This is a genomic window from Microbacterium gorillae, assembly GCF_000826185.2.
Taxonomy (GTDB): Bacteria; Actinomycetota; Actinomycetes; order Actinomycetales; family Microbacteriaceae; genus Microbacterium; species Microbacterium gorillae.
Genome location: NZ_LN648875.1, coordinates 219,851 through 237,756 on the forward strand (window position 1 = coordinate 219,851; position 17,906 = coordinate 237,756).

Sequence of the window (17,906 nt, forward strand, 5' to 3'; positions counted from 1 at the left end):
GGTCCGGCGATCATGCCGGACCCGCTCTCCCGTTTCAGGGCGCGTCCAGGGGGATCCGTGTGACCGGACTGGCGTTTCCGGCGACGTCCAGCGCCATCACGCAGTACACGGCGGGCAGCTCGGCGGCGGGGATGAACAGCGGAATGACCCGGTAGTCCGTGAATGTCGAGGGGTCGTCGCAGTCGGTGCTGTCCGGGTCACCCCACGTATACCGCGGCTGGGCGAGCTCGGGCGGCACGAGGTACGGGCGGATGATCACGCCCTCGTCCATCCGGTCGATGTGGGCTCCCGCGGCGAACACCGGAGGTGTGCGATCCACCTCGAAGATCACGGTGGCGGCACCGGCGAGGTCGTCTCCGCGGATCGCGCACAGCAGATACCACCCCTCCGTCGTCGGCAGGTCGACGGGCACGGACCGGCCGTCCGGCTCCCAGGAATTCGTCGCCTTCGGCAGCTGCACCGTCGCCGCCGACGCGTACGTGGACTTCTGCGTGCACTCGCGTCCGTCACCGAGCGGGACGAGCGCAGTCCGACTCGCGCCGGCGGTTTTCGCCACGAGGGTCACCGCCGGCGTCTGTCCGAAGGCATTCGGTTCATCGCCGCCCCGGAACGCGCCACCGCCGAGTTCCGCCCACACGCTCGTCAGCGGCAGCGGGCATTCACCCCCGGTGTGGAACCGACCGGTGGTGGGGTCGAAGCAGTGCCCGACGCCGGCCACCGACTGCGCATAGCTCGTCCGCGGCCGCATCACCGTGACACCGTCTTCGCCGACCTCGCACGGCCGGTGCAGGGAACACGCCCCACCGAAGGCGGGGTCCGCACCCCAGGTGGTGGTGTTGATCATCGCCACGATCGCTTCGGGCGCGCCGCTCTCGTTCATCCGCAGCAGCGGCGAGCCGCTGGAGCCCTGCACGATCCCGGGACAGTCGGTCGTCCACGCGTTGAACCAGATCCACGTGCTCTCCAGCAGGGTGCGCTGCGGGCCGAGGGTGCAGTCGCCACGACGGAGCACCCAGTCCGCATCCGCCAGTCCTTCGACCGGGACACCGACGTTGACGACCTCGGTGTTCGCGGTCGGCTCGGTCTCCACGATGCGCAGTGGGGCGACGCCCAGACGCTCGAGGTCCGCCAGCGTGGTGTTCAGGCGCACGATCGCCGTGTCCGTGCGGTGCATGGTGAGATAGGCGATCTCGGCCACCTGCGCCTCGACGGTTCCGCCCTCGTTTCCCGCGGCGGCGAAGAACGTCGCCGTGCCGAAACCTTCCACCGCGGTGGCCGTCTCCTGCGAGGACCGGCCGATCCCTCCGGCGCAGTGACCGTTCGTCAGCACATAGGCGGGGCCCGTGGACACCCCGGTGTCGATCAGCGTGCCGGTGCAGTTCGAACCGGCATTGAGCTCGACGACGGCGCTGAACGTGCCGAGATCCGCCAGCGGCAGCGGGTCGGCCGGGGTCGCGAGATAGGACGGGTCCACCTGGCCGGGCACCGCGGTCGGAGTGGCGGTGGGCGCCGGCTCGGGCGCACAGCCGCCGAGCGCGACGGCCAGCGCGGCGACGACGATGACGAGAACACGGCGGGTGCGCACGGAGCTCCGTTCCCGGCGCGTGGGGGGCCGCGCCTCCGCCAGGCTACGGCGCGCGCTCGGGACGCGTCACTCGCAGATCCACGCCGCCGACTACGCAGCCGTCCGTTCTTCGGCCGGCGCGGCCGGAACCGCGATCATGTGGGTGAGCGCGATCAGATCTCGACGCTGACGAGCACCGGCTCCGGCCGCAGCATGAGTCCGTACTCCTGCAGCACCCGGGTGCGCACGAAGCGAGCGAGCTCGGCGATCTCCTCCGCCCGCGCACCGCCGCGGTTCGTCAGGGCGAGCGTGTGCTTGGTGGACAGGCTCGCGCGCGAGCCGGGCAGGTGGAAGCCCTTGGCGAATCCCGCGTGCTCGATGAGCCACGCCGCACTCACCTTCACGTCCGGGACCTGCGCGTCCAGTGACGGCACGGAACCGTCGAACGCGGTGAGCGGGATCACCGTCGCCGTGCCGCTGTCCGGGGCGACCGGCCAGCGCGGGCAGTCCTCCGGCAGCGTACGCGCGACGGTCTCGGAGACCACGGCGTTCTGGAAGAAGGATCCCGCGCTGTTCGTGTCCGGATCGGCGGGGTCCAGAACCATGCCCTTGCCGGCTCGCACCTGCAGGATGCGCGTACGGATGTCGGCGAGCGCCGCCGTGTCCCCGTCCGCGAGCCCGAGCGCGTTGCGCAGCTGAGCGCCGCCGATCGCGATGCCCGCGTCGCCGACGATCGCGAGGTCGAGAGTGACGGTCAGGATCACGGCCTCACGGATCGGCACGCCGCCGTCATGCGCCTTGAGGACCGAGGTGCGGAAGCCGAGCTTCAGCTCCGCGGCGGGCACCTCCAGCACCTCCATGGTGGACTCGTCGATGAGCTGGACGCTCACGAGGGTCTGGACGATCTCCTGACCGTACGCGCCGATGTTCTGCACCGGCGCGGCACCGACGGTGCCGGGGATACCGGAGAGCGCTTCGATGCCGGCGAGCCCCTCGCCGACCGTGTACGCGACGAGGTCGTCCCAGCCGTGTCCGGCCGCGACGCGGACGCGCGCGACGCCGGACTGCGGGTCCGGCAGACGCTCGATGCCGTGGGTCAGCACGCGGATGACCGTGAGATCGAGGGGCCCGTCACCGACGAAGAGGTTGGAGCCACCGCCGAGCACGAGACAGCGCCCGCCGTAGGACCACTCCTCGCGCAAGGCGGTGATCAGCTCGTCAGTGGTGTTCGCATCGATCATGCGCGCGGGCGTCCCACCGGTGCCGAGAGTGGTCAGCGCGGCGAGCGGGACCGGGGTGATCTCGGCCATGTCAGCTCGCCAGGCGCACGGTGAGCTGCGCCTTGCCGAGCACGGTGGTCTCGTCGTGCTTGACGGTGAGGTCGATGCGAGCGGTCTCGTCGCCGACGACCGCGACGGTCGCCACGACGGACAGGTTCGCTCCGGCGTCCGGGTCGACGATGACCGGTCGCGTGAAGCGAACACCGTACTCCAGGATGCGGGCGGTGTCGCCGAGAGCCTCGGCAACGGTGTTCACGCCGATGCCCATCGTGAGCATGCCGTGCGCGAGCACGCCGGGCAGACCGACCTCCGCCGCCACGTCATCGCGGTAGTGGATGGGGTTGAAGTCTCCCGATGCGCCGGCATAGCGGACCAGACTCTCCCGGGTCAGGTGAACGGTGCGCTCGGCGACCACGTCGCCCTTCTCGAAGCTCATTCCGCTCCCCCTCCGACCAGCAGGACGCTCGTCGCGGTGACGACGTGCGCGCCGTCCGCGTCGGTGATCGTCGCCTCGCTGGTGACCATCGTGTTGCCGCCGAGCGTGCGCAGGTTCGTGATCGCCAGCTGGGCGGTCAGCTCGTCCCCGGCCACGATCGGGCGCGTGTAGGTGAAGCGCTGCTCGGCGTGCACCAGGCGGTGCAGCTCGATACCGGAATCCTCCAGCGCGAGCAGCTGCTGGAGCGTGAGGTCCTGCACGACCATCGCGAAGGTCGGCGGAGCGACGACGTCGGCGTAGCCGAGAGCGCGCGCGGCCTCGGGGTCGACGTGCTGCGGCGCGGTCGCGAACGTGGCACGAGCGAACTCGCGCACCTTCTCGCGTCCGACGAGGTAGGGGGTGGTCGGCGGGAAGTCTCGGCCGACGAGATCCGGATTCACGGGCACCGGACCATCCTACCGAGCCGGCTGGGCGGCCCGATGGTCGGGGCTCCCGTGCAAATCACGGCACCGGACGCGACCCGGCCACTTCCCGAGGCTCAGATCGGCTTCGGCGCGGAAGGTGGGCACAGCCACGAGGCCGGCATCCGCCACCGGTTCGAACACGTCAGTTCCCGGTCGGCATCGCGTTGATCACTGACCGGCTCGCCGTCCGCGGATCGCCTTGACCGCCATCTGCACGGCGACGTAGGCGAGGAAGCAGGCGAAGAGGATGTTGGCGACGGCCGGGTCCAGGGCCGCGGCGAAGTACGCGCCCACGGCGGTGGTGCAGCAGGCGGCGACGCCGATGATGATGCCGCCGAGGATGTCGACGTTCTGGCGACGGAGGTTGCCGATCGTGCCCGAGATGGCGGTCGGGATCATCATCAGCAGCGAGGTGCCCTTCGCGACCAGGTCGCTGGTGCCGAACAGCAGCATGAGCGCGGGCACCACGACGACACCGCCGCCCACACCGAGCAGTCCCGCGAGGACTCCGGTGACGAGCCCGAGGCCGACCAGACCGGCCCCGGTGAGCCACGTGAGCTCCAGGTGCGCGTCACGCGACGGAACGACGAGGAAGAGCGTCACGATCACGACGACGATGAACGCGACGAAGCCCCAGCGCAGGGCCGTCTGGGATATCCGCGGCAGCAGAGCCGTGCCGATCTGCGCGCCGATCACGGCTCCGGCAGCGAGGATCAGCGCGGGGATCCAGGCGACCGCGCCCTCCAACGCGTAGCTGATGACACCCACCGTCGCGGTGGGGACGATCGCGGCGAGCGAGGTCCCGGCGGCATAACGCTGGTTGAACGCGAGCAGCATCACCAGCAGCGGGACGATCACGGTGCCCCCGCCGACACCGAACAGCCCGGACAGCACGCCCGCGCCGAGGCCGATACCGATGTACGCGAGGATCGTCTTCGGCGATCGCGCCGGCAGCTGTTCGGGAGTCATCCCCCTGATCGTATCGACAGCGCCGGGCTCCCCCGACCTCGGTAGGTTGGGCCGATGAGCACACTGCAGCGTTCGAGCTTGCCGGACGACACCGCACGCGACGCCATCGCCGATCGACTCGTGGCGCTGAAGGCGAGGGCCGACCTCGGTCCGGATGATGAGGCGACGCGCGAGCGCTTCCGAACCCAGCTCGACCACCTCACCGCTGACCCGGGGGCCAGGTATCTCACCGCTCCCGGGCTCGGCGCCGTGCTGGCGAGAGTGGACACCGCACGCGGGGTGCTGAGCGTGATCGCACTCATCCCGGACGCGGCCGCCGACGCCACCGCCTGGCGCACGGCGCTGCGAGACGCCGGTGCCGCGGAGGGCTGCCGAGCGGTTGACCTGGAGGTCGTCGCCGGCGACGACCTCGCTCTCGCTCTGCAACGGCCGGAGGATGAGGTGCGCGCGACGAACATGCTGCGGACGCTGCCGGCACCGGCGACGGACGTCCGAGCGGTGACCCTCACGCCGATGGACGACGACGCTTACGAGCGCTGGCGTGCGGCGGATATCGATGCATACGCCGCGGAACTCGTCGCGGCCGGCGCGGTCTCCGCCGAGGAGGCCGTCGCCGAGGCGGAGAAGTCCCTGCAGACGTATCTCCCGGACGGGCGCGACACCCCGGGTGCGCACCTCTGGTCCGCGATCGAGCCCGAATCCGGCACCGTCGTCGGAATGGTCTGGGTCGACATCGACGCCGCCGCGGCGTTCGTCTACGCCGTGGAGGTGGACGAGTCCGAGCGGCGCCGCGGATACGGGCGCGCGATCATGGTGGCCGCTGCGGATGAGTCCCACCACCGCGGCGCGATGCAGATCGGGTTGAACGTCTTCGGCCCGAACGTCGGGGCCCGCGCGCTCTACGACTCCCTGGGCTACCGCGTCACCCGCCAGCTCATCGCGATCGCCTGCTGAGCCGCGCCCATCGCGGCGCCGACTGCCGGTACGCGAACGCAGCAGTAGACTCGCACCACCTCGCACAAGCGCAGGAACTGCGACGGAAGGGCGGCGATGCCAGGCAAACGCCCTACGGTGTACGACGTGGCGGACCGAGCCGGCGTGTCCATCGCCACGGTTTCGCATTCGTTCCGACGTCCAGATCGCATCCGCCCGGAGACTCGTGAGTCCGTGCTCCGCGCGGCTCGTGAACTCGGCTACGTGCCCAGCGGATCGGCGCGCTCCCTCGCCGGCGGGAGTACCGGCGCCCTCGGCTTGCACCTGTTCCACCTGCTGCTCCCCACCCTGGACGGCGTCGGCAAGACCTCGGATGCGGCGTTCCTCCAGTCGATCGTGGATGACGCCGACGCACCCCCGCAGTGGTTCCCGGAAGCCAATCTCGCTGACCACGACCCGCAGGTGTATCCGCTGTACGTGGATGAGATCCAGAGAGGGTTCGTCATCGAGTGCCGCGATCGCGACCGGCCCGTCGTCCTCAGCCACAGCAGCACGGATCAGTCCGAGGTGGCGAGCACCGCGGGGCGTGTGGACGGACTGGCTGTCTTTCCGGGACGGGCGAGCACGGATGACATCCTGCAGAGCATGGGTGGACGTCCCGTCGTCCTCTTCAGCAGCGCGCCCGATCCTCGCTGCGCGCAGGTGAACTCCGACAATCGCGGCGGGATGCGCGCCCTCGTCGAACACCTCGTGACCATCCATGGCGCCCGCTCGCTGGGGTGGGCCGGGGAGACCGGCGGGCAGCATGACTTCGCGGAGAGATTCGCGTCGTTCAGCGAGGCCGTGGCCTCCCTCCCGGACGTCGACATGCGAGTCCTCGACGACCACAGTCTCGACGTCGACGCGACACTCCCCGGCGTCCGCGAAGCAGTGCAAGCCGGCACCGTGCCGGACGCGATCGTCTGCGGAAGCGATCAGACGGCACTCGTGGTGATCCGAATCCTCCAGTCCCAGGGCCTGCGTGTGCCGGAGGACGTCAGGGTGACGGGGTTCGATGACGTGCTGGCAGCGCAGTTGTCCTCTCCCCCACTGACGACCGTCCGTCAGCAGTTCGAACTGATGGGGCGCGTCGCGGCACATCTGCTCACCATGGACGAACCCGCTTCCCTCACCGTGACCCTGGGCGTCTCGCTCGTCACGCGCGCCAGCTGCGGCTGCTGAACCCGATTCACTGAACGGGTCTTGCGCCGCGGGAGTGTCATCGCTACGTTATGCGCATAGAGTTATGCGCATAACACGTCTCGTCCCCCGAGGCCCGCGCGTAACAGTCGATCTCGAGGAGGAGTCGTGAGGCACAAAGCGCGCACACTCGCTGCCGGCGCAGCGATCATCGCAGCGGCGATCATGGTGACAGGATGCGGCCGCGCCGCGGACGGAGAAGAGCACGCCAGTTCTCCGGCCGCCACAGTCGGAGACGGGCCGGCCACGGGCACGGTCACGATGTGGACGATGGGATCTGAGGCGGATGCGCTGAAGCCGTTCATCGCGGAGTTCGAGAAGCTCAACCCCGATGTCACCGTGAAGGTGACGGCTGTCCCGTGGACGGCCGGGCACTCCAAGATCCAAACCGCGATCGCGGGCGGAGCGACGCCGGACATCTCGATGATCGGCTCGAGCTGGATGTCGGAGTTCGCACCGGCCCTGGCGACCGTTCCGGACATCTTCGATCCGGACGCCTTCTACCGGGGAAGCATCGACAGCACCACGGTCGATGACCGGTGGGCCGCGGTCCCCTGGTACGCGGATGTCCCGATGCTGTACTACCGCACCGATCTCGCCAAGATCGCCGGTTGGGACGCCCCGCCGAAGACGTGGGACGAGGCCCAAGAGCTCGCGAAGGCCTACCAGGACAAGGCGGGCGCCACGTGGGGCATGCGCCTGTACACCGGCCCCAGCTCCTTCCTCGGAAACCTCTGGATCCCTTTCACCGGCGGAGCGGAGTTGGAAGACGGCCACAACTGGACCTTCGAGGGCGACGCATGGCGCAGCTCCATGGAGTTCTACAAGAGCTGGTTCGACAAGGGGCTCGTCGACCCGGACTCCGACCCCGCTCCCGCGCAGATGCCGGCCGACTTCGTCTCGGGAAACACACCGATGTTCGTCGCAACGCCGGCGGGTCAGGGCGCGATCACTCAGATCGCGGGCAAGGAGTTCGACAGCAAGTACGCCCTCGCCCCGCTCCCCTACGGCAAGACGCAGGTCTCCGTCGTCGGCGGTTCCCACCTCGGTGTCTTCAAGAAGGCGGAGAACCCGACGGCGGCGTGGAAGCTGATCCAGTGGCTGGGGGAACCGGAGATCCAGGCGCGCTTCTTCGAGGCCACCGGCGACCTTCCCCCGGGTCCGGCAGCCTGGAAGCTTCCTGCCCTGGCTGACAACGACCGCATCACGGTCGTCGGTGAGGCGCTCAAGACGGCTGTCGCCGTACCCACGCCGCCGACGCTTGAGCAGGTGTTCGCAATCGGCGACAGCACGCTGGAGCAGATCCGCAAGGGCACGGCGACGATTCCAGATGCGCTGCGCCGCCTGCAGCAGCAGGCTGCGCAGATCGGGCTCGGCTAGATGACGATGGCTCGTCCCGGGCGCCGTGCCCTGTGGGGCACGGCGCCCGGAAGGGCACGTGGTGCACGGCGCCATCAGGCGCTCACCGCGTGGGTCTTCTGTCTCCCGTTCGCGCTCATCTTCGCCGCCTTCATGCTGTTCCCGATCGGCGGCTCGTTCGCGATGTCGTTCACCGACATCACCTCCCGTGATCTCCAAACCCCGTGGGCCGTCGGTTTCGTCGGGCTCGATCAGTACGCGTCCCTGTTGACGGACCCGCAGTTCCTGACGGCTCTGACGGTCACCGGGCTGTTCGTCGTGATCGGAATCCCCGTCACGATCGCCCTCGCCCTGGCACTGGCCGTCGGATTGAACACGGGCGGGGGGAAGATCGTCACGGTCCTGCGCGTGGGCTACTACGCGCCCGCGGTGACGAGCATCGTGGCCGTGTCCGTCGCATGGAATTACATCCTCCAGCCGGACGGGCTGCTGAACTCGGCGCTCGAACTTGTGGGTCTGCCCGCGGTGAACTGGCTCAACGACCCGGTCTGGGCCCTGCCCTCACTGATCATGCTGGCTGTCTGGCGCAACGTCGGCACGCTCATGGTGATCTTCCTCGCCGGCCTGCAGTGCATCCCGAAAGATCTGCTCGAAGCTGCCACCGTCGACGGTGCGGGCGCGTGGCGCCGGTTCCTGTCGATCACGCTCCCGATGCTGCGCCCGACCATCCTCCTGGGCGCCGTGCTCATCTCGGTCGGTTACCTGCAGTTCTTCGAGGAGGCGTTCGTGATGACCGGCGGCGGCCCTCTGGACCGGACCCTGTCGGTCGCGTTCTTCACCTACCAGCAGTTCGGCGTCGGGCAGTACGGACGAGCATCAGCCGCCAGCTACATCCTCTTCCTGCTCGTCGCTCTCCTCAGCCTGGTGCAGTTCCGGCTGCTGCGCACGAAGGAATGACATCGATGACCTCCTCCACGACGTTCGACCCCTCGCCCGCGCCCGAGTCCGAACCGGCCCGGCGACGCCGACGCGCGCGCCGCGGCCCTCGCCTCGTGATGCTCGTCCTCACGGTCGGACTTGCGGTGTGGCTGGTTCCGTTCGCCCAGATGGCGTTCGGGTCACTGAAGTCACAGCAGGAGATCCTGCAGCGACCGCCGACCTTCCTCCCGCACGACCCCACGACGGCGAACTACGTCACGTGGTTCGCCGACCTCGATTTCGGCCGCTTCTTCTGGAACAGCCTCATCGTGGCGGTCCTCACCGTCGTCGGCAACCTCGTGTTCTGTTCGATGGTGGGCTATGCGCTGGCGAAGATGTCGTTTCCCGGCAAGCGGCTGCTGTTCGCGTTGGTGATGTTGACGCTGATGGTGCCGGGCGTCGTGACCTTCGTTCCGCTGTTCGTTCAGACGGCAAAGCTGGGTCTGCTGGACACCTACGCCGCCCTCATCCTGCCGTTCCTCACCGGCCCGGTGGGCGTGTTCCTCATGCGTCAGTTCATCTCGGGCATCCCGGACGAGTTGCTGGAGGCCGCCCGCATCGACGGCGCCGGAGAGTTCCGACTGTTCGCGCGCGTGATTCTTCCGCTGTGCGGACCGGCACTCGCAACGCTCGCGATCCTGACGTTCCTGGCCTCCTGGAACAACTTCCTGTGGCCGCTGGTCGTCTCGCAGTCGGCCGACCTCTACACGCTGCCGATCGCGCTCTCGCTCTACTCGACGGGACAGCACTCCACCAACTACGGCCTCCTGCTCGCGGGCGCCGTCCTGGTGATCGCTCCGATCCTGCTGCTGTTCGCACTTCTCCAGCGCTGGTTCATCCAGGGCATCGCCACGACAGGACTGAAATGACGCGCATGCATGACCCCGCCGGGGCGCCGGACGCCGCTTCCGGGCCCCGATTCCAGGTCGCCGCCGACGGCACCTGGTTCCGGGACCTCAACGGCAACGGCGTCCTCGACCCCTACGAGGACCCCCGACTCGACGCCGAAGCGCGCACGGAAGATCTGTTGGCGCGGCTGTCGCTGACGGAGAAGGTCGGGCTGATGTTCCAGACGGTCATCGAGATGGGGCCGGACGGCGAGCTCCTGGAGGACTCCGGAGTGTTCGCGAAGTCCTCCACCCGACGCGTCGTGATCGACAAGCAGATCTCGGCGTTCAACATCCACGGGATCCCCAGCGCCCGAGCCGGCGCCCGGTGGAACAACAACCTCCAGTCGCTCGCGGAGCGGACGCCGCACGGGATTCCCGTCACGATCAGCACCGATCCGCGGCATTCGTTCACGGAGAACACCGGGGTCGCCTTCACGAGCGGTCCGTTCTCGCAGTGGCCGGACATGCTGGGCCTGGCTGCTCTGAATGACACCGAGCGGGTGCGCCGGTTCAGCGAGATCGTCCGTGCGGAGTACCGTGCCGTCGGCATCAGACTCGCCCTCCACCCACAGGTCGATCTGCCCACGGAACCGCGCTGGGGGCGGCAACTCCAGACGTTCGGCTTCGATACGACTCAGGTGGCCGCGTTCACCCGCGCCTATGTGCAGGGGCTGCAGGGCGATCAGCTGTCGACAACGAGCGTCGCCGCGACCACCAAGCACTTCCCCGGCGGAGGCCCCCAGCTCGACGGCGAGGACCCGCACTTCCCCTACGGCCGGGAGCAGGTCTACCCGGGCGGCCGCTTCGACGAGCACCTGCGGCCCTTCATCGATGCCATCGACGCAGGGACCGCCGCGATCATGCCCTACTACGGCATGCCCGTCGGCCTCATCCGCCACGGCGAGGAGGTCGAGGAGGTCGGGTTCGCCTACAACCGCCAGATCCTCACCGGACTCCTCCGCGAAGAACTGGGCTACGACGGCGTCATCCTGAGCGACTGGGAGCTCATCACCGACAACCACGTCGGTGACCGCGTCCTGCCCGCCCGCGCCTGGGGCGTCGAGCATCTCACGCCCGTCCAACGCATCGCGAAGCTCATCGATGCCGGCGTGGATCAGTTCGGCGGCGAGGAGTGCGTGGAGGTGCTTCACGAGGCCCTCGAGACGGGACTCGTGACCGAGGCCCGTCTCGACGCCTCCGTCCGACGCATCCTCCTGATGAAGTTCCAGCTCGGCCTTTTCGACGATCCGTTCGTGGATGAGGACGCCGCCGAGCGGACCCTCGGCAGTGGTGAGCATCGCGCCGCAGGCCGCCGCGCTCAAGCCCAGTCCGTGACGGTCCTGACCAACTCGGGCCAGACGCTGCCGCTGCGAGAAGGCACCCGGCTCTTCCTTGACGGTGTCGATCCTGCCGAGTTCGGCCCGGCGTGGACGATGGCCTCCCACCCCGCGGACGCCGACCTCGCGATCGTCCGCGTGCCGGCCCCCTGGGAGCCGCGCGACGATCTGCTGCTCGAACGCGGTTTCCACCAGGGATCGCTGGAATTCCGGCCGGGATTGGTCGTCCGCCTGGAACGGATCGCGCAGCACTGCCCGATGATCATCGTCGTCGACCTGGACCGACCAGGGATCCTCACCCCGTTCGTCGGAATGGCCGCGGCGATCGTCGTGTGCTTCGGGGTCTCCGACAATGCGCTCGTCGCCGCGCTGACCGGTGCGGAGGTCCCTCGCGGTCGGCTCCCGATCGACATCCCGCGCGACATGGAGTCGGTCCGCCGCTCCGCCCCCGACGCACCCGGCGTCGCACACCCGCTGTTCCACGCAGGCGAGGGCCTGCAGAACTTCGGGCGCGACGGAGATCGCGCTCGCTAACGGGGCGCGTTCGCAGAATCCCCCGTGGATGCCGCTGCACGCGCACGCAGCTCCTCACCGATCCGCACCAGACGCGCCTGATCGAGTCGGTAGCGGCGCAAGAACACGACCGCCGTGGCGACGAGGAAAGCGATCGGCACGAGGAACATCAGGACTCGCAGCCCGACGAGTGTGCCCGCGCTCTGCGCGCTCGCCTCGGCGTCGAGCCCGATCACATCCAGCCCGATCCCGGCGATCAACACCGCGATGGCCGAGCCGAGCTTGGCGACGAACGTCTGCAACGAGAAGATCACCGACTCGTCACGCCGCCCGGTCTTCCACTCTCCATAGTCGACCGTGTCCGCAAGGAAGACCGTGGTGAGAATGGACAGCAGCCCCGACCCCACGTACAGCACCGCGGCGCCGAGGGCCAGCAGCGCGGACTCGTGCAGCCCGGCTGATGCCAGTACGAAAAGGGTGACGTATCCTCCGGCCATCGCGCCGAGCCCGCTGATGAGGATGGAGCGCGTGGACATCCTGCGCCGAAGCGCGGGGTACGCAAGCATCGCGGCGACCTGTGCCGTCAGTCCGACGACGGCGAAGATCGTGAGCACGTCGGAATCGCCGATGTCGAACTGGAAGAAGTACACCGCGAGCTGGCCCGTCAGATACATCGCGATGCTGGAGATCACGATGGCGACGACGACGACGAGCGCCTGATCGTTGCGCCACAGTGCCGAAAGCATCTCCCGCATGGTCGGCGATTTCTCCGGGACGGAGTCGGTCCGCTCCGAGGCATCGCGAACCAGCCCCACCGTCACGAGCTGTGCCAGGACGAAGATCACAGCGGCTCCGATGGCGACCGCCATGAAGCCCTCCCTCGATCCATTGCCGATTCTGCTGACCAGCAGCATCGTCAGCGCAGCGGGAAGGAAACCACCGAGAGCGGCACCCACGCGCCCGACGACGACGAGCTTCTCGCGCGCCGATCCCGCCTGGGTGATCGCAGGAATCAGCGACCAGAAGGGGATGTCCATCATCGTGTAGGTCGCACCCCACAGCATGTAGAACACCGACACCCAGACCAGCAGCCCCACCCCCTCCACGGACGGGGGCACGGCGAACAGTGCGACGATCATCGCGGCGTTGGCCACGGTACCGACCAGGATCCAGGGGCGGAACCGCCCCCACCGGGTGCGCGTCTTCGCGACGAGCACCCCCATCACGGGGTCATCGACGGCGTCGAACACTCGGGCGACCATCATGATGATGCCCAGGAAGGTTCCGGAGACACCGAGGACGCTGTTGTAGTAGTAGAGGATGAACCCCGTCACCAGGGCGTACACCAGGTCCTTGCCGACCGCGCCGATTCCGAAGCCGACGCGGTTCGCCGTCACCGCCATGAGGGGGCGGGTTCCCGCGTGATGCTGAACTCGATCGTGACCGGTGCCGCGCCATCCGCCGAGACCGTGAGCGCAGCCTCGCCGGCTCGGCCGATCGTGCGAACGTAGGCGCCGGCGGCACCGCCGGCGAGCGCGAGGTGGGACGGGCCGACGAGGGAGGCGGCGCCCGCCACCTGGAACTGCACACTGCGCCGCGCATACCGCTGCAGGTTGCCGTGCTCGTCGACGAGTTGGACGCGGATGGTGGCGATGTCCCAGGTGTCCCCGTCCCGGAGCGTGGTGGTGTCGGTGCTGACACGGAGACTGACCCGTTCCGCAGGCGCTCGAACCACGCGTGCGACGACGGTCCCGTCGATGAGGCCGTCGAACCTCCACCGCGATGCACGACCACCCCACGATCCCAGATAGCGATCGAACAGCGCCATCCCCTGCTGGATCGTGAATTCGCCGGAGGCCAGAAGGCGCTCGAGTGCGACGGCGGACGGCTCGGGGAGGCTCTCGACTCCGAAACGGGCGACGTCCAGAAGCACCCGCTTCACCGTCTCCGCCACCGCCGGAGAGAGATCCTCGTGCCGGGCGATCCTGTCGCCGATCAGATCGTCGATGACGACGGGAGGGTGAGCGAGACCCGGGTAGTCCAGGGACGGGGTGAACACCTTCACGAGATCGTCGTCGCGGTACAGATGCACCTCGTCCGCATTGGTGAACACCGTCACATCGCGCGCCGATCCCGCCGGCCGGTCGCCGAACTCCATCGCTGAGGCCGGTTCGAGAACCACTCCGACCTGCTCAGGCGAGCCCTGGGACCGGTACAGCGCCGCGGCGATCTTCGGATTGCGGAACATGTCGAGCACCCCGTGGTGGCAGACCCGGTCCCCCGAGCCGAAATCACGCTGCGTGTTGTAGTCGAACATCGCCCATCCCAGCACACCGGCGATCCCGCGAGTGGCGACGGCATCGGAGACAACGCGCGCATGGCGCATCGCATGATCGATGCGGTGGCCCTCCGAGTCGAACGTCTTCGTCGGGAACACGTGACCGGTGTGCTCGGAGATCAGATAGGGACGGGTGGTGTCGGGGGTCACCGCTGCCGGCGGCTCACAGCCCGGATTCGTCCCGGTGTGGACGAAGTCGTTGTAGGCGTAGACGTCCTCCAGGAAGGAGGATTGCCTGGAGTTGCGCACGCCCGTCGTCGGACGCGTCGGGTCCAGCCGGCGAGCGGCGGCGTTCGTGGCGGCGTACAGCTCGTCGTCATCGGGGCTCTCATTGACCCGGACGCCCCACGCGATGATGCTCGGGTGATTGCGCCATTGCCGCACCATGTCTTCGGTGTTCTGGACGGCCTGTCTCTTCCAAGCCTCGCCCCCGAGGTACTGCCACCCGGGGATCTCGGTGATCACGAGGAGACCAAGCTCATCGCACCGGCTGATGAAGTCATGCGACTGCGGGTAGTGGCTGGTCCGAACGACCGTGCACCCGAGTTCGTTGCGCAGGATATCGGCGTCAAGCCGCTGCGCCCGCGCGGGCACGGCGTAGCCCAGGTACGGCCACGACTGATGCCGATTGAGCCCGACCAGCTCGACCCGTTCGCCGTTGATGCGCAGGCCGTCGGCACCGAACTCGATCGTGCGGAAGCCGACTCGCTCGCGGGCCTCATCGATGACCTCCTCGCTGCGAACGAGCGAGACCACCAGGTCGTAGAGGGCTGGGCTCGCCGGATGCCATCGCGTGACCTCCGGTGCGGTGAGGGCGAGGTCGGTCACCGCTCCGGCGACGGGCAGACGGACCTGTGCGAGGACGTCGCCTTCCGCATCGCGAAGGGTGGCGATCAGCTCGAGCTCCTCTCCGCCCGCTCCGGCGACCTCGACACGGGCCGCGAGGCGGCCGTCGCCATCTGCCGCGATCGCCACCTCCGACAGATGCTGCACCTCGGTGACCGCGACGTGCACACCGCGGTAGATCCCTCCGAACGTCATGTAGTCCACCGCCCCGCCGAACGGAGGCTGGTCAAGCGTCGAGCGCGAGTCCAGGCGCACCGCGATCGTGTTCTGGCTGCCGAAGGCGAGGTGAGCAGTGAGATCGATCGTGACGGCGGTGTAGCCGCACTTGTGCTGTCCGACCTCTGCACCGTTGACGAAGAAGGTGGCGTGGTGGGCCAACCCCTCGAACGTGATCCGTACCGATTTCCCCTGCCATTGCGCCGGGACGGAGAGCACCCGGACGTACCCCGTCAGGCACTCGTACGCGCGCTCGGAGAAGCTGTCCACCGGGAGCTCGCGGACCGTGTGCGGCAAGCGCACGTCCTCCAGGCCGGGGGTGCCGGCGCCCAGCACCGCCCGAGGATCAGAAAGGTCGGCGCTCCACTCCTCGGCGAACCGCCATCCATCGTTGAGCGGGTAGTGCATCATCGACCGCCTCGGCGAGTTCCGGGGCCTGCGTGGAGCTCGATCATCGTCCGGACCTTCATCGGCCTCTCCCTCATCGTGTGCGCCCAGTGTATGCGCATAAACCATCGCGCACGGCAACATCGCAGTGCGCGGAAATGGAGGGTTGTATGCGCATACATTGCGTCGCTACTATCCAGGCATGAGCCAGCTGCCTCGACCACATGACGGGAACCACGGGGTCGACCTCGCGGGTGTCGACCTTTTCCTCTCCACGATCGCGGACGCCGGAATCGAGCTCCACAGCTTCATGCTCGTGAAGGACGGAATCGTGGCCTCGGAAGGGTGGTGGTCACCGTACGACGCCGAGACACCGCATCTGCTGTACTCGCTCAGCAAGAGCTTCACCTCCGTCGCCGCCGGCATCGCGGAAGGCGAAGGGCTCCTGCAGATGACCGACCTCCTGAGCGAGCACCTGCCGGAGGCTGCCGATTACGGCGCGGCGACCATCGCTGACGCATTGCGCATGTCCGTGGGCCACCTGACCGACCCCGTCCTGGATCCCAGCGCCCCCGCACTCCCCCCGACCACCGAGACCTTCTCCGCGCTCCTGTCGTCATACGCACCGGAGCGCGCTCCCGGCGAGTACTTCACCTACGACCAGCTGGCGACGTTCGCGGTCGCCAAGATCGTCGAGAAGGTCAGCGGGGTGAGCCTGCTGGAGTACCTGAGGCCACGCCTGCTGGATCCTCTCGGGATCACGGAAGCGAAGTGGGCCGGCGAGGCCGGCAACCTCGGGTTCACCGGGCTCTACCTCACCACCGAGTCGATCGCCGCTTTCGGCCAGCTCCTCCTGCAAGGCGGCGCATGGGAGGGCGTGCAGCTCATCCCGGCCGGTTGGCTCAGGCATGCGACGACGGTGCGGATGCCGAACGACAGCGCCCACCGCTTCCCACCAGGGCAACCCGTCGAGCAGGACAGCGGGCTCGGCTACGGCTACCAATTCTGGATCGGCGACCACGGGTATCACGCCGGCGGTGCCTACAGCCAGCTCTGCATCGTGCTTCCCCACCACAATGCCGTGCTCGCGGTGACCGCATCGACGGTCTTCGGCCAGCCCGTGCTGGACGCCGTGTGGGACGTTCTGCTGCCGACGCTGGACGCAGGATCTCCCTCAGCCACGGAGCCTTCGGTCGCCCACCACTCGCCGCTCCAGCTCGCCATTCCCGCACCCGTCGCGGGGCTCACGTCCGTCGCTCGGATGGCCTCCCGCGCCGCCGCCGCAACCGTTGCCGCCGCCGTCGTCGCCGTGCACGGCGACGACGCCCCCGCGGGCTGGGCTGAACTGGTCCCGCAGGCGGAGCGACTCACAGAGACGGCGCTCGCCGCGTACGCTGCCGCCCGCACGAAGGCAGAGCCGCTCTCCCCCGCATCCACTCGCGACGTCTCGGAGGTGCTGTTCCATCGCGCACGCCCTGATGGCCCGCACCCCGCTGTGCGGTTCGGCGGCCTGGGCGGAACGGACCTCCCCGAGCTGGAGGCCGTGCGCCTGCAGGGAGACACGTTGGTGTGGGTTCTCGACGAGAACGAGGTCCTGGTACCCGCCGGCTCCGAACGATGGATCCGGACCGACCTCCCGGGCGAGCCCGCGCTTCCGATCGTCGTCCGCGGCGGCTGGGCCTCCGCCGGAACCGCGGAGTTCGAGGTACGCATGATCGAGGGACCGCATGTCGGGTACCTCGAACTCGACCCTGCTGCGGCGACGTTCACGTTCGTCTGGCGCGAACCGACCCTGGTCGGCCGGGGGCTCGAAGGCTACCGCGTCTAGCGTCGCGGACAACCGACCGCCCAGGGCGAACCGCCGATCGTGCGCTCGAGTTCCACGCCGTGCAGCACCTCGAGCACCGGCCGACCCACCGCCGCGAATGACAAAACCCCCGGGTGGAGCCGGGGGTTTTGAGTAGCAGGAGCGGGGCTTGAACCCGCGACCTCACGATTATGAGTCGTGCGCTCTCACCAACTGAGCTACCCTGCCACGAGACATCTCGCGATGTTTCGAGCCCCGAGTCAGGATTGAACTGACGACCCCTTCCTTACCATGGAAGTGCTCTGCCACTGAGCTATCGGGGCGCTGTCTCCGCGGAGGCAACTAGACGA

14 protein-coding genes and 2 tRNA genes are annotated in these 17,906 nt (G+C 68.5%); 7 read left to right on the forward strand and 9 right to left on the reverse strand.

Annotated features, from left to right (window positions below; all coding sequences use genetic code 11):
- Positions 1-34: 34 nt before the first annotated feature.
- From BN1193_RS10550 to BN1193_RS10570, 5 genes are all read right to left on the reverse strand, one after another.
- Entirely contained in the window at positions 35-1,585 is a 1,551-nt protein-coding gene (locus tag BN1193_RS10550) for a trypsin-like serine protease (protein WP_040166270.1), read from the reverse strand.
- Between the two features lie 152 nt (positions 1,586-1,737).
- Complete coding sequence (locus BN1193_RS10555) at positions 1,738-2,874, reverse strand: UDP-N-acetylmuramate dehydrogenase (protein WP_040166272.1); 1,137 nt, start codon at positions 2,872-2,874, stop codon at positions 1,738-1,740.
- 1 nt (position 2,875) lies between these two features.
- Positions 2,876-3,280, reverse strand: coding sequence for a MaoC/PaaZ C-terminal domain-containing protein (locus BN1193_RS10560; protein WP_040166275.1), 405 nt, complete (start codon positions 3,278-3,280; stop codon positions 2,876-2,878).
- Positions 3,277-3,726 (reverse strand): MaoC family dehydratase N-terminal domain-containing protein, encoded by a 450-nt coding sequence (locus BN1193_RS10565; protein WP_040166277.1) that lies wholly within the window; start codon positions 3,724-3,726, stop codon positions 3,277-3,279. The genes BN1193_RS10560 and BN1193_RS10565 overlap by 4 nt, the downstream gene beginning before the upstream one ends.
- 186 nt (positions 3,727-3,912) lie before the next feature.
- The gene (locus tag BN1193_RS10570) at positions 3,913-4,713 is read right to left on the reverse strand and encodes a sulfite exporter TauE/SafE family protein (protein WP_040166279.1); all 801 of its coding nucleotides are present in this window, start codon (positions 4,711-4,713) and stop codon (positions 3,913-3,915) included.
- A gap of 54 nt (positions 4,714-4,767) precedes the next feature.
- Between BN1193_RS10570 and BN1193_RS10575 the strand changes: the two genes are divergently transcribed.
- The 6 genes from BN1193_RS10575 (at position 4,768) to BN1193_RS10600 (ending at position 11,983) form a co-directional block, all read left to right on the forward strand.
- On the forward strand, positions 4,768-5,667 hold the full coding sequence (locus BN1193_RS10575; protein WP_052460647.1) for a GNAT family N-acetyltransferase: 900 nt from the start codon (positions 4,768-4,770) through the stop codon (positions 5,665-5,667).
- Positions 5,668-5,793: 126 nt separating this feature from the next.
- The gene (locus BN1193_RS10580) at positions 5,794-6,867 is read left to right on the forward strand and encodes a LacI family DNA-binding transcriptional regulator (RefSeq protein WP_195907846.1); all 1,074 of its coding nucleotides are present in this window, start codon (positions 5,794-5,796) and stop codon (positions 6,865-6,867) included.
- A gap of 126 nt (positions 6,868-6,993) precedes the next feature.
- The gene (locus BN1193_RS10585; RefSeq protein ID WP_052460649.1) at positions 6,994-8,265 is read left to right on the forward strand and encodes an extracellular solute-binding protein; all 1,272 of its coding nucleotides are present in this window, start codon (positions 6,994-6,996) and stop codon (positions 8,263-8,265) included.
- Positions 8,266-9,201, forward strand: coding sequence for a carbohydrate ABC transporter permease (locus BN1193_RS10590; protein ID WP_040166282.1), 936 nt, complete (start codon positions 8,266-8,268; stop codon positions 9,199-9,201).
- On the forward strand, positions 9,198-10,091 hold the full coding sequence (locus BN1193_RS10595) for a carbohydrate ABC transporter permease (RefSeq protein WP_052460650.1): 894 nt from the start codon (positions 9,198-9,200) through the stop codon (positions 10,089-10,091). Before BN1193_RS10590 ends, BN1193_RS10595 begins: the two co-directional genes overlap by 4 nt.
- Before the next feature lie 5 nt (positions 10,092-10,096).
- Positions 10,097-11,983, forward strand: a complete 1,887-nt coding sequence (locus BN1193_RS10600) for a glycoside hydrolase family 3 protein (protein ID WP_052460727.1) — start codon at positions 10,097-10,099, stop codon at positions 11,981-11,983.
- Here BN1193_RS10600 and BN1193_RS10605 read toward each other — a convergent pair.
- Positions 11,980-13,359, reverse strand: a complete 1,380-nt coding sequence (locus BN1193_RS10605) for a glycoside-pentoside-hexuronide (GPH):cation symporter (protein WP_230206485.1) — start codon at positions 13,357-13,359, stop codon at positions 11,980-11,982. The two genes, BN1193_RS10600 and BN1193_RS10605, sit on opposite strands and share 4 nt — an antisense overlap.
- Positions 13,356-15,773 (reverse strand): glycoside hydrolase family 2 protein, encoded by a 2,418-nt coding sequence (locus BN1193_RS10610; protein ID WP_052460651.1) that lies wholly within the window; start codon positions 15,771-15,773, stop codon positions 13,356-13,358. Before BN1193_RS10610 ends, BN1193_RS10605 begins: the two co-directional genes overlap by 4 nt.
- A 178-nt stretch (positions 15,774-15,951) precedes the next feature.
- Between BN1193_RS10610 and BN1193_RS10615 the strand changes: the two genes are divergently transcribed.
- Positions 15,952-17,577 (forward strand): serine hydrolase domain-containing protein, encoded by a 1,626-nt coding sequence (locus BN1193_RS10615; protein WP_052460652.1) that lies wholly within the window; start codon positions 15,952-15,954, stop codon positions 17,575-17,577.
- A gap of 133 nt (positions 17,578-17,710) precedes the next feature.
- Here BN1193_RS10615 and BN1193_RS10620 read toward each other — a convergent pair.
- A tRNA-Met gene (locus BN1193_RS10620) sits at positions 17,711-17,784 on the reverse strand.
- Between the two features lie 23 nt (positions 17,785-17,807).
- Positions 17,808-17,879: transfer RNA gene (locus BN1193_RS10625), tRNA-Thr, on the reverse strand.
- Between the last annotated feature and the right edge of the window lie 27 nt (positions 17,880-17,906).

Coding starts and splice junctions, on each gene's coding strand:
- BN1193_RS10555 (WP_040166272.1), bottom strand. CDS start 2,874: ATGGCCGAGATCACCCCGGTCCCGCTCGCCGCGCTGACCACTCTCGGC.
- BN1193_RS10560 (WP_040166275.1), bottom strand. CDS start 3,280: ATGAGCTTCGAGAAGGGCGACGTGGTCGCCGAGCGCACCGTTCACCTG.
- BN1193_RS10570 (WP_040166279.1), bottom strand. CDS start 4,713: ATGACTCCCGAACAGCTGCCGGCGCGATCGCCGAAGACGATCCTCGCG.
- BN1193_RS10575 (WP_052460647.1), top strand. CDS start 4,768: ATGAGCACACTGCAGCGTTCGAGCTTGCCGGACGACACCGCACGCGAC.
- BN1193_RS10590 (WP_040166282.1), top strand. CDS start 8,266: ATGACGATGGCTCGTCCCGGGCGCCGTGCCCTGTGGGGCACGGCGCCC.
- BN1193_RS10595 (WP_052460650.1), top strand. CDS start 9,198: ATGACATCGATGACCTCCTCCACGACGTTCGACCCCTCGCCCGCGCCC.
- BN1193_RS10600 (WP_052460727.1), top strand. CDS start 10,097: ATGCATGACCCCGCCGGGGCGCCGGACGCCGCTTCCGGGCCCCGATTC.
- BN1193_RS10610 (WP_052460651.1), bottom strand. CDS start 15,773: ATGATGCACTACCCGCTCAACGATGGATGGCGGTTCGCCGAGGAGTGG.
- BN1193_RS10615 (WP_052460652.1), top strand. CDS start 15,952: ATGAGCCAGCTGCCTCGACCACATGACGGGAACCACGGGGTCGACCTC.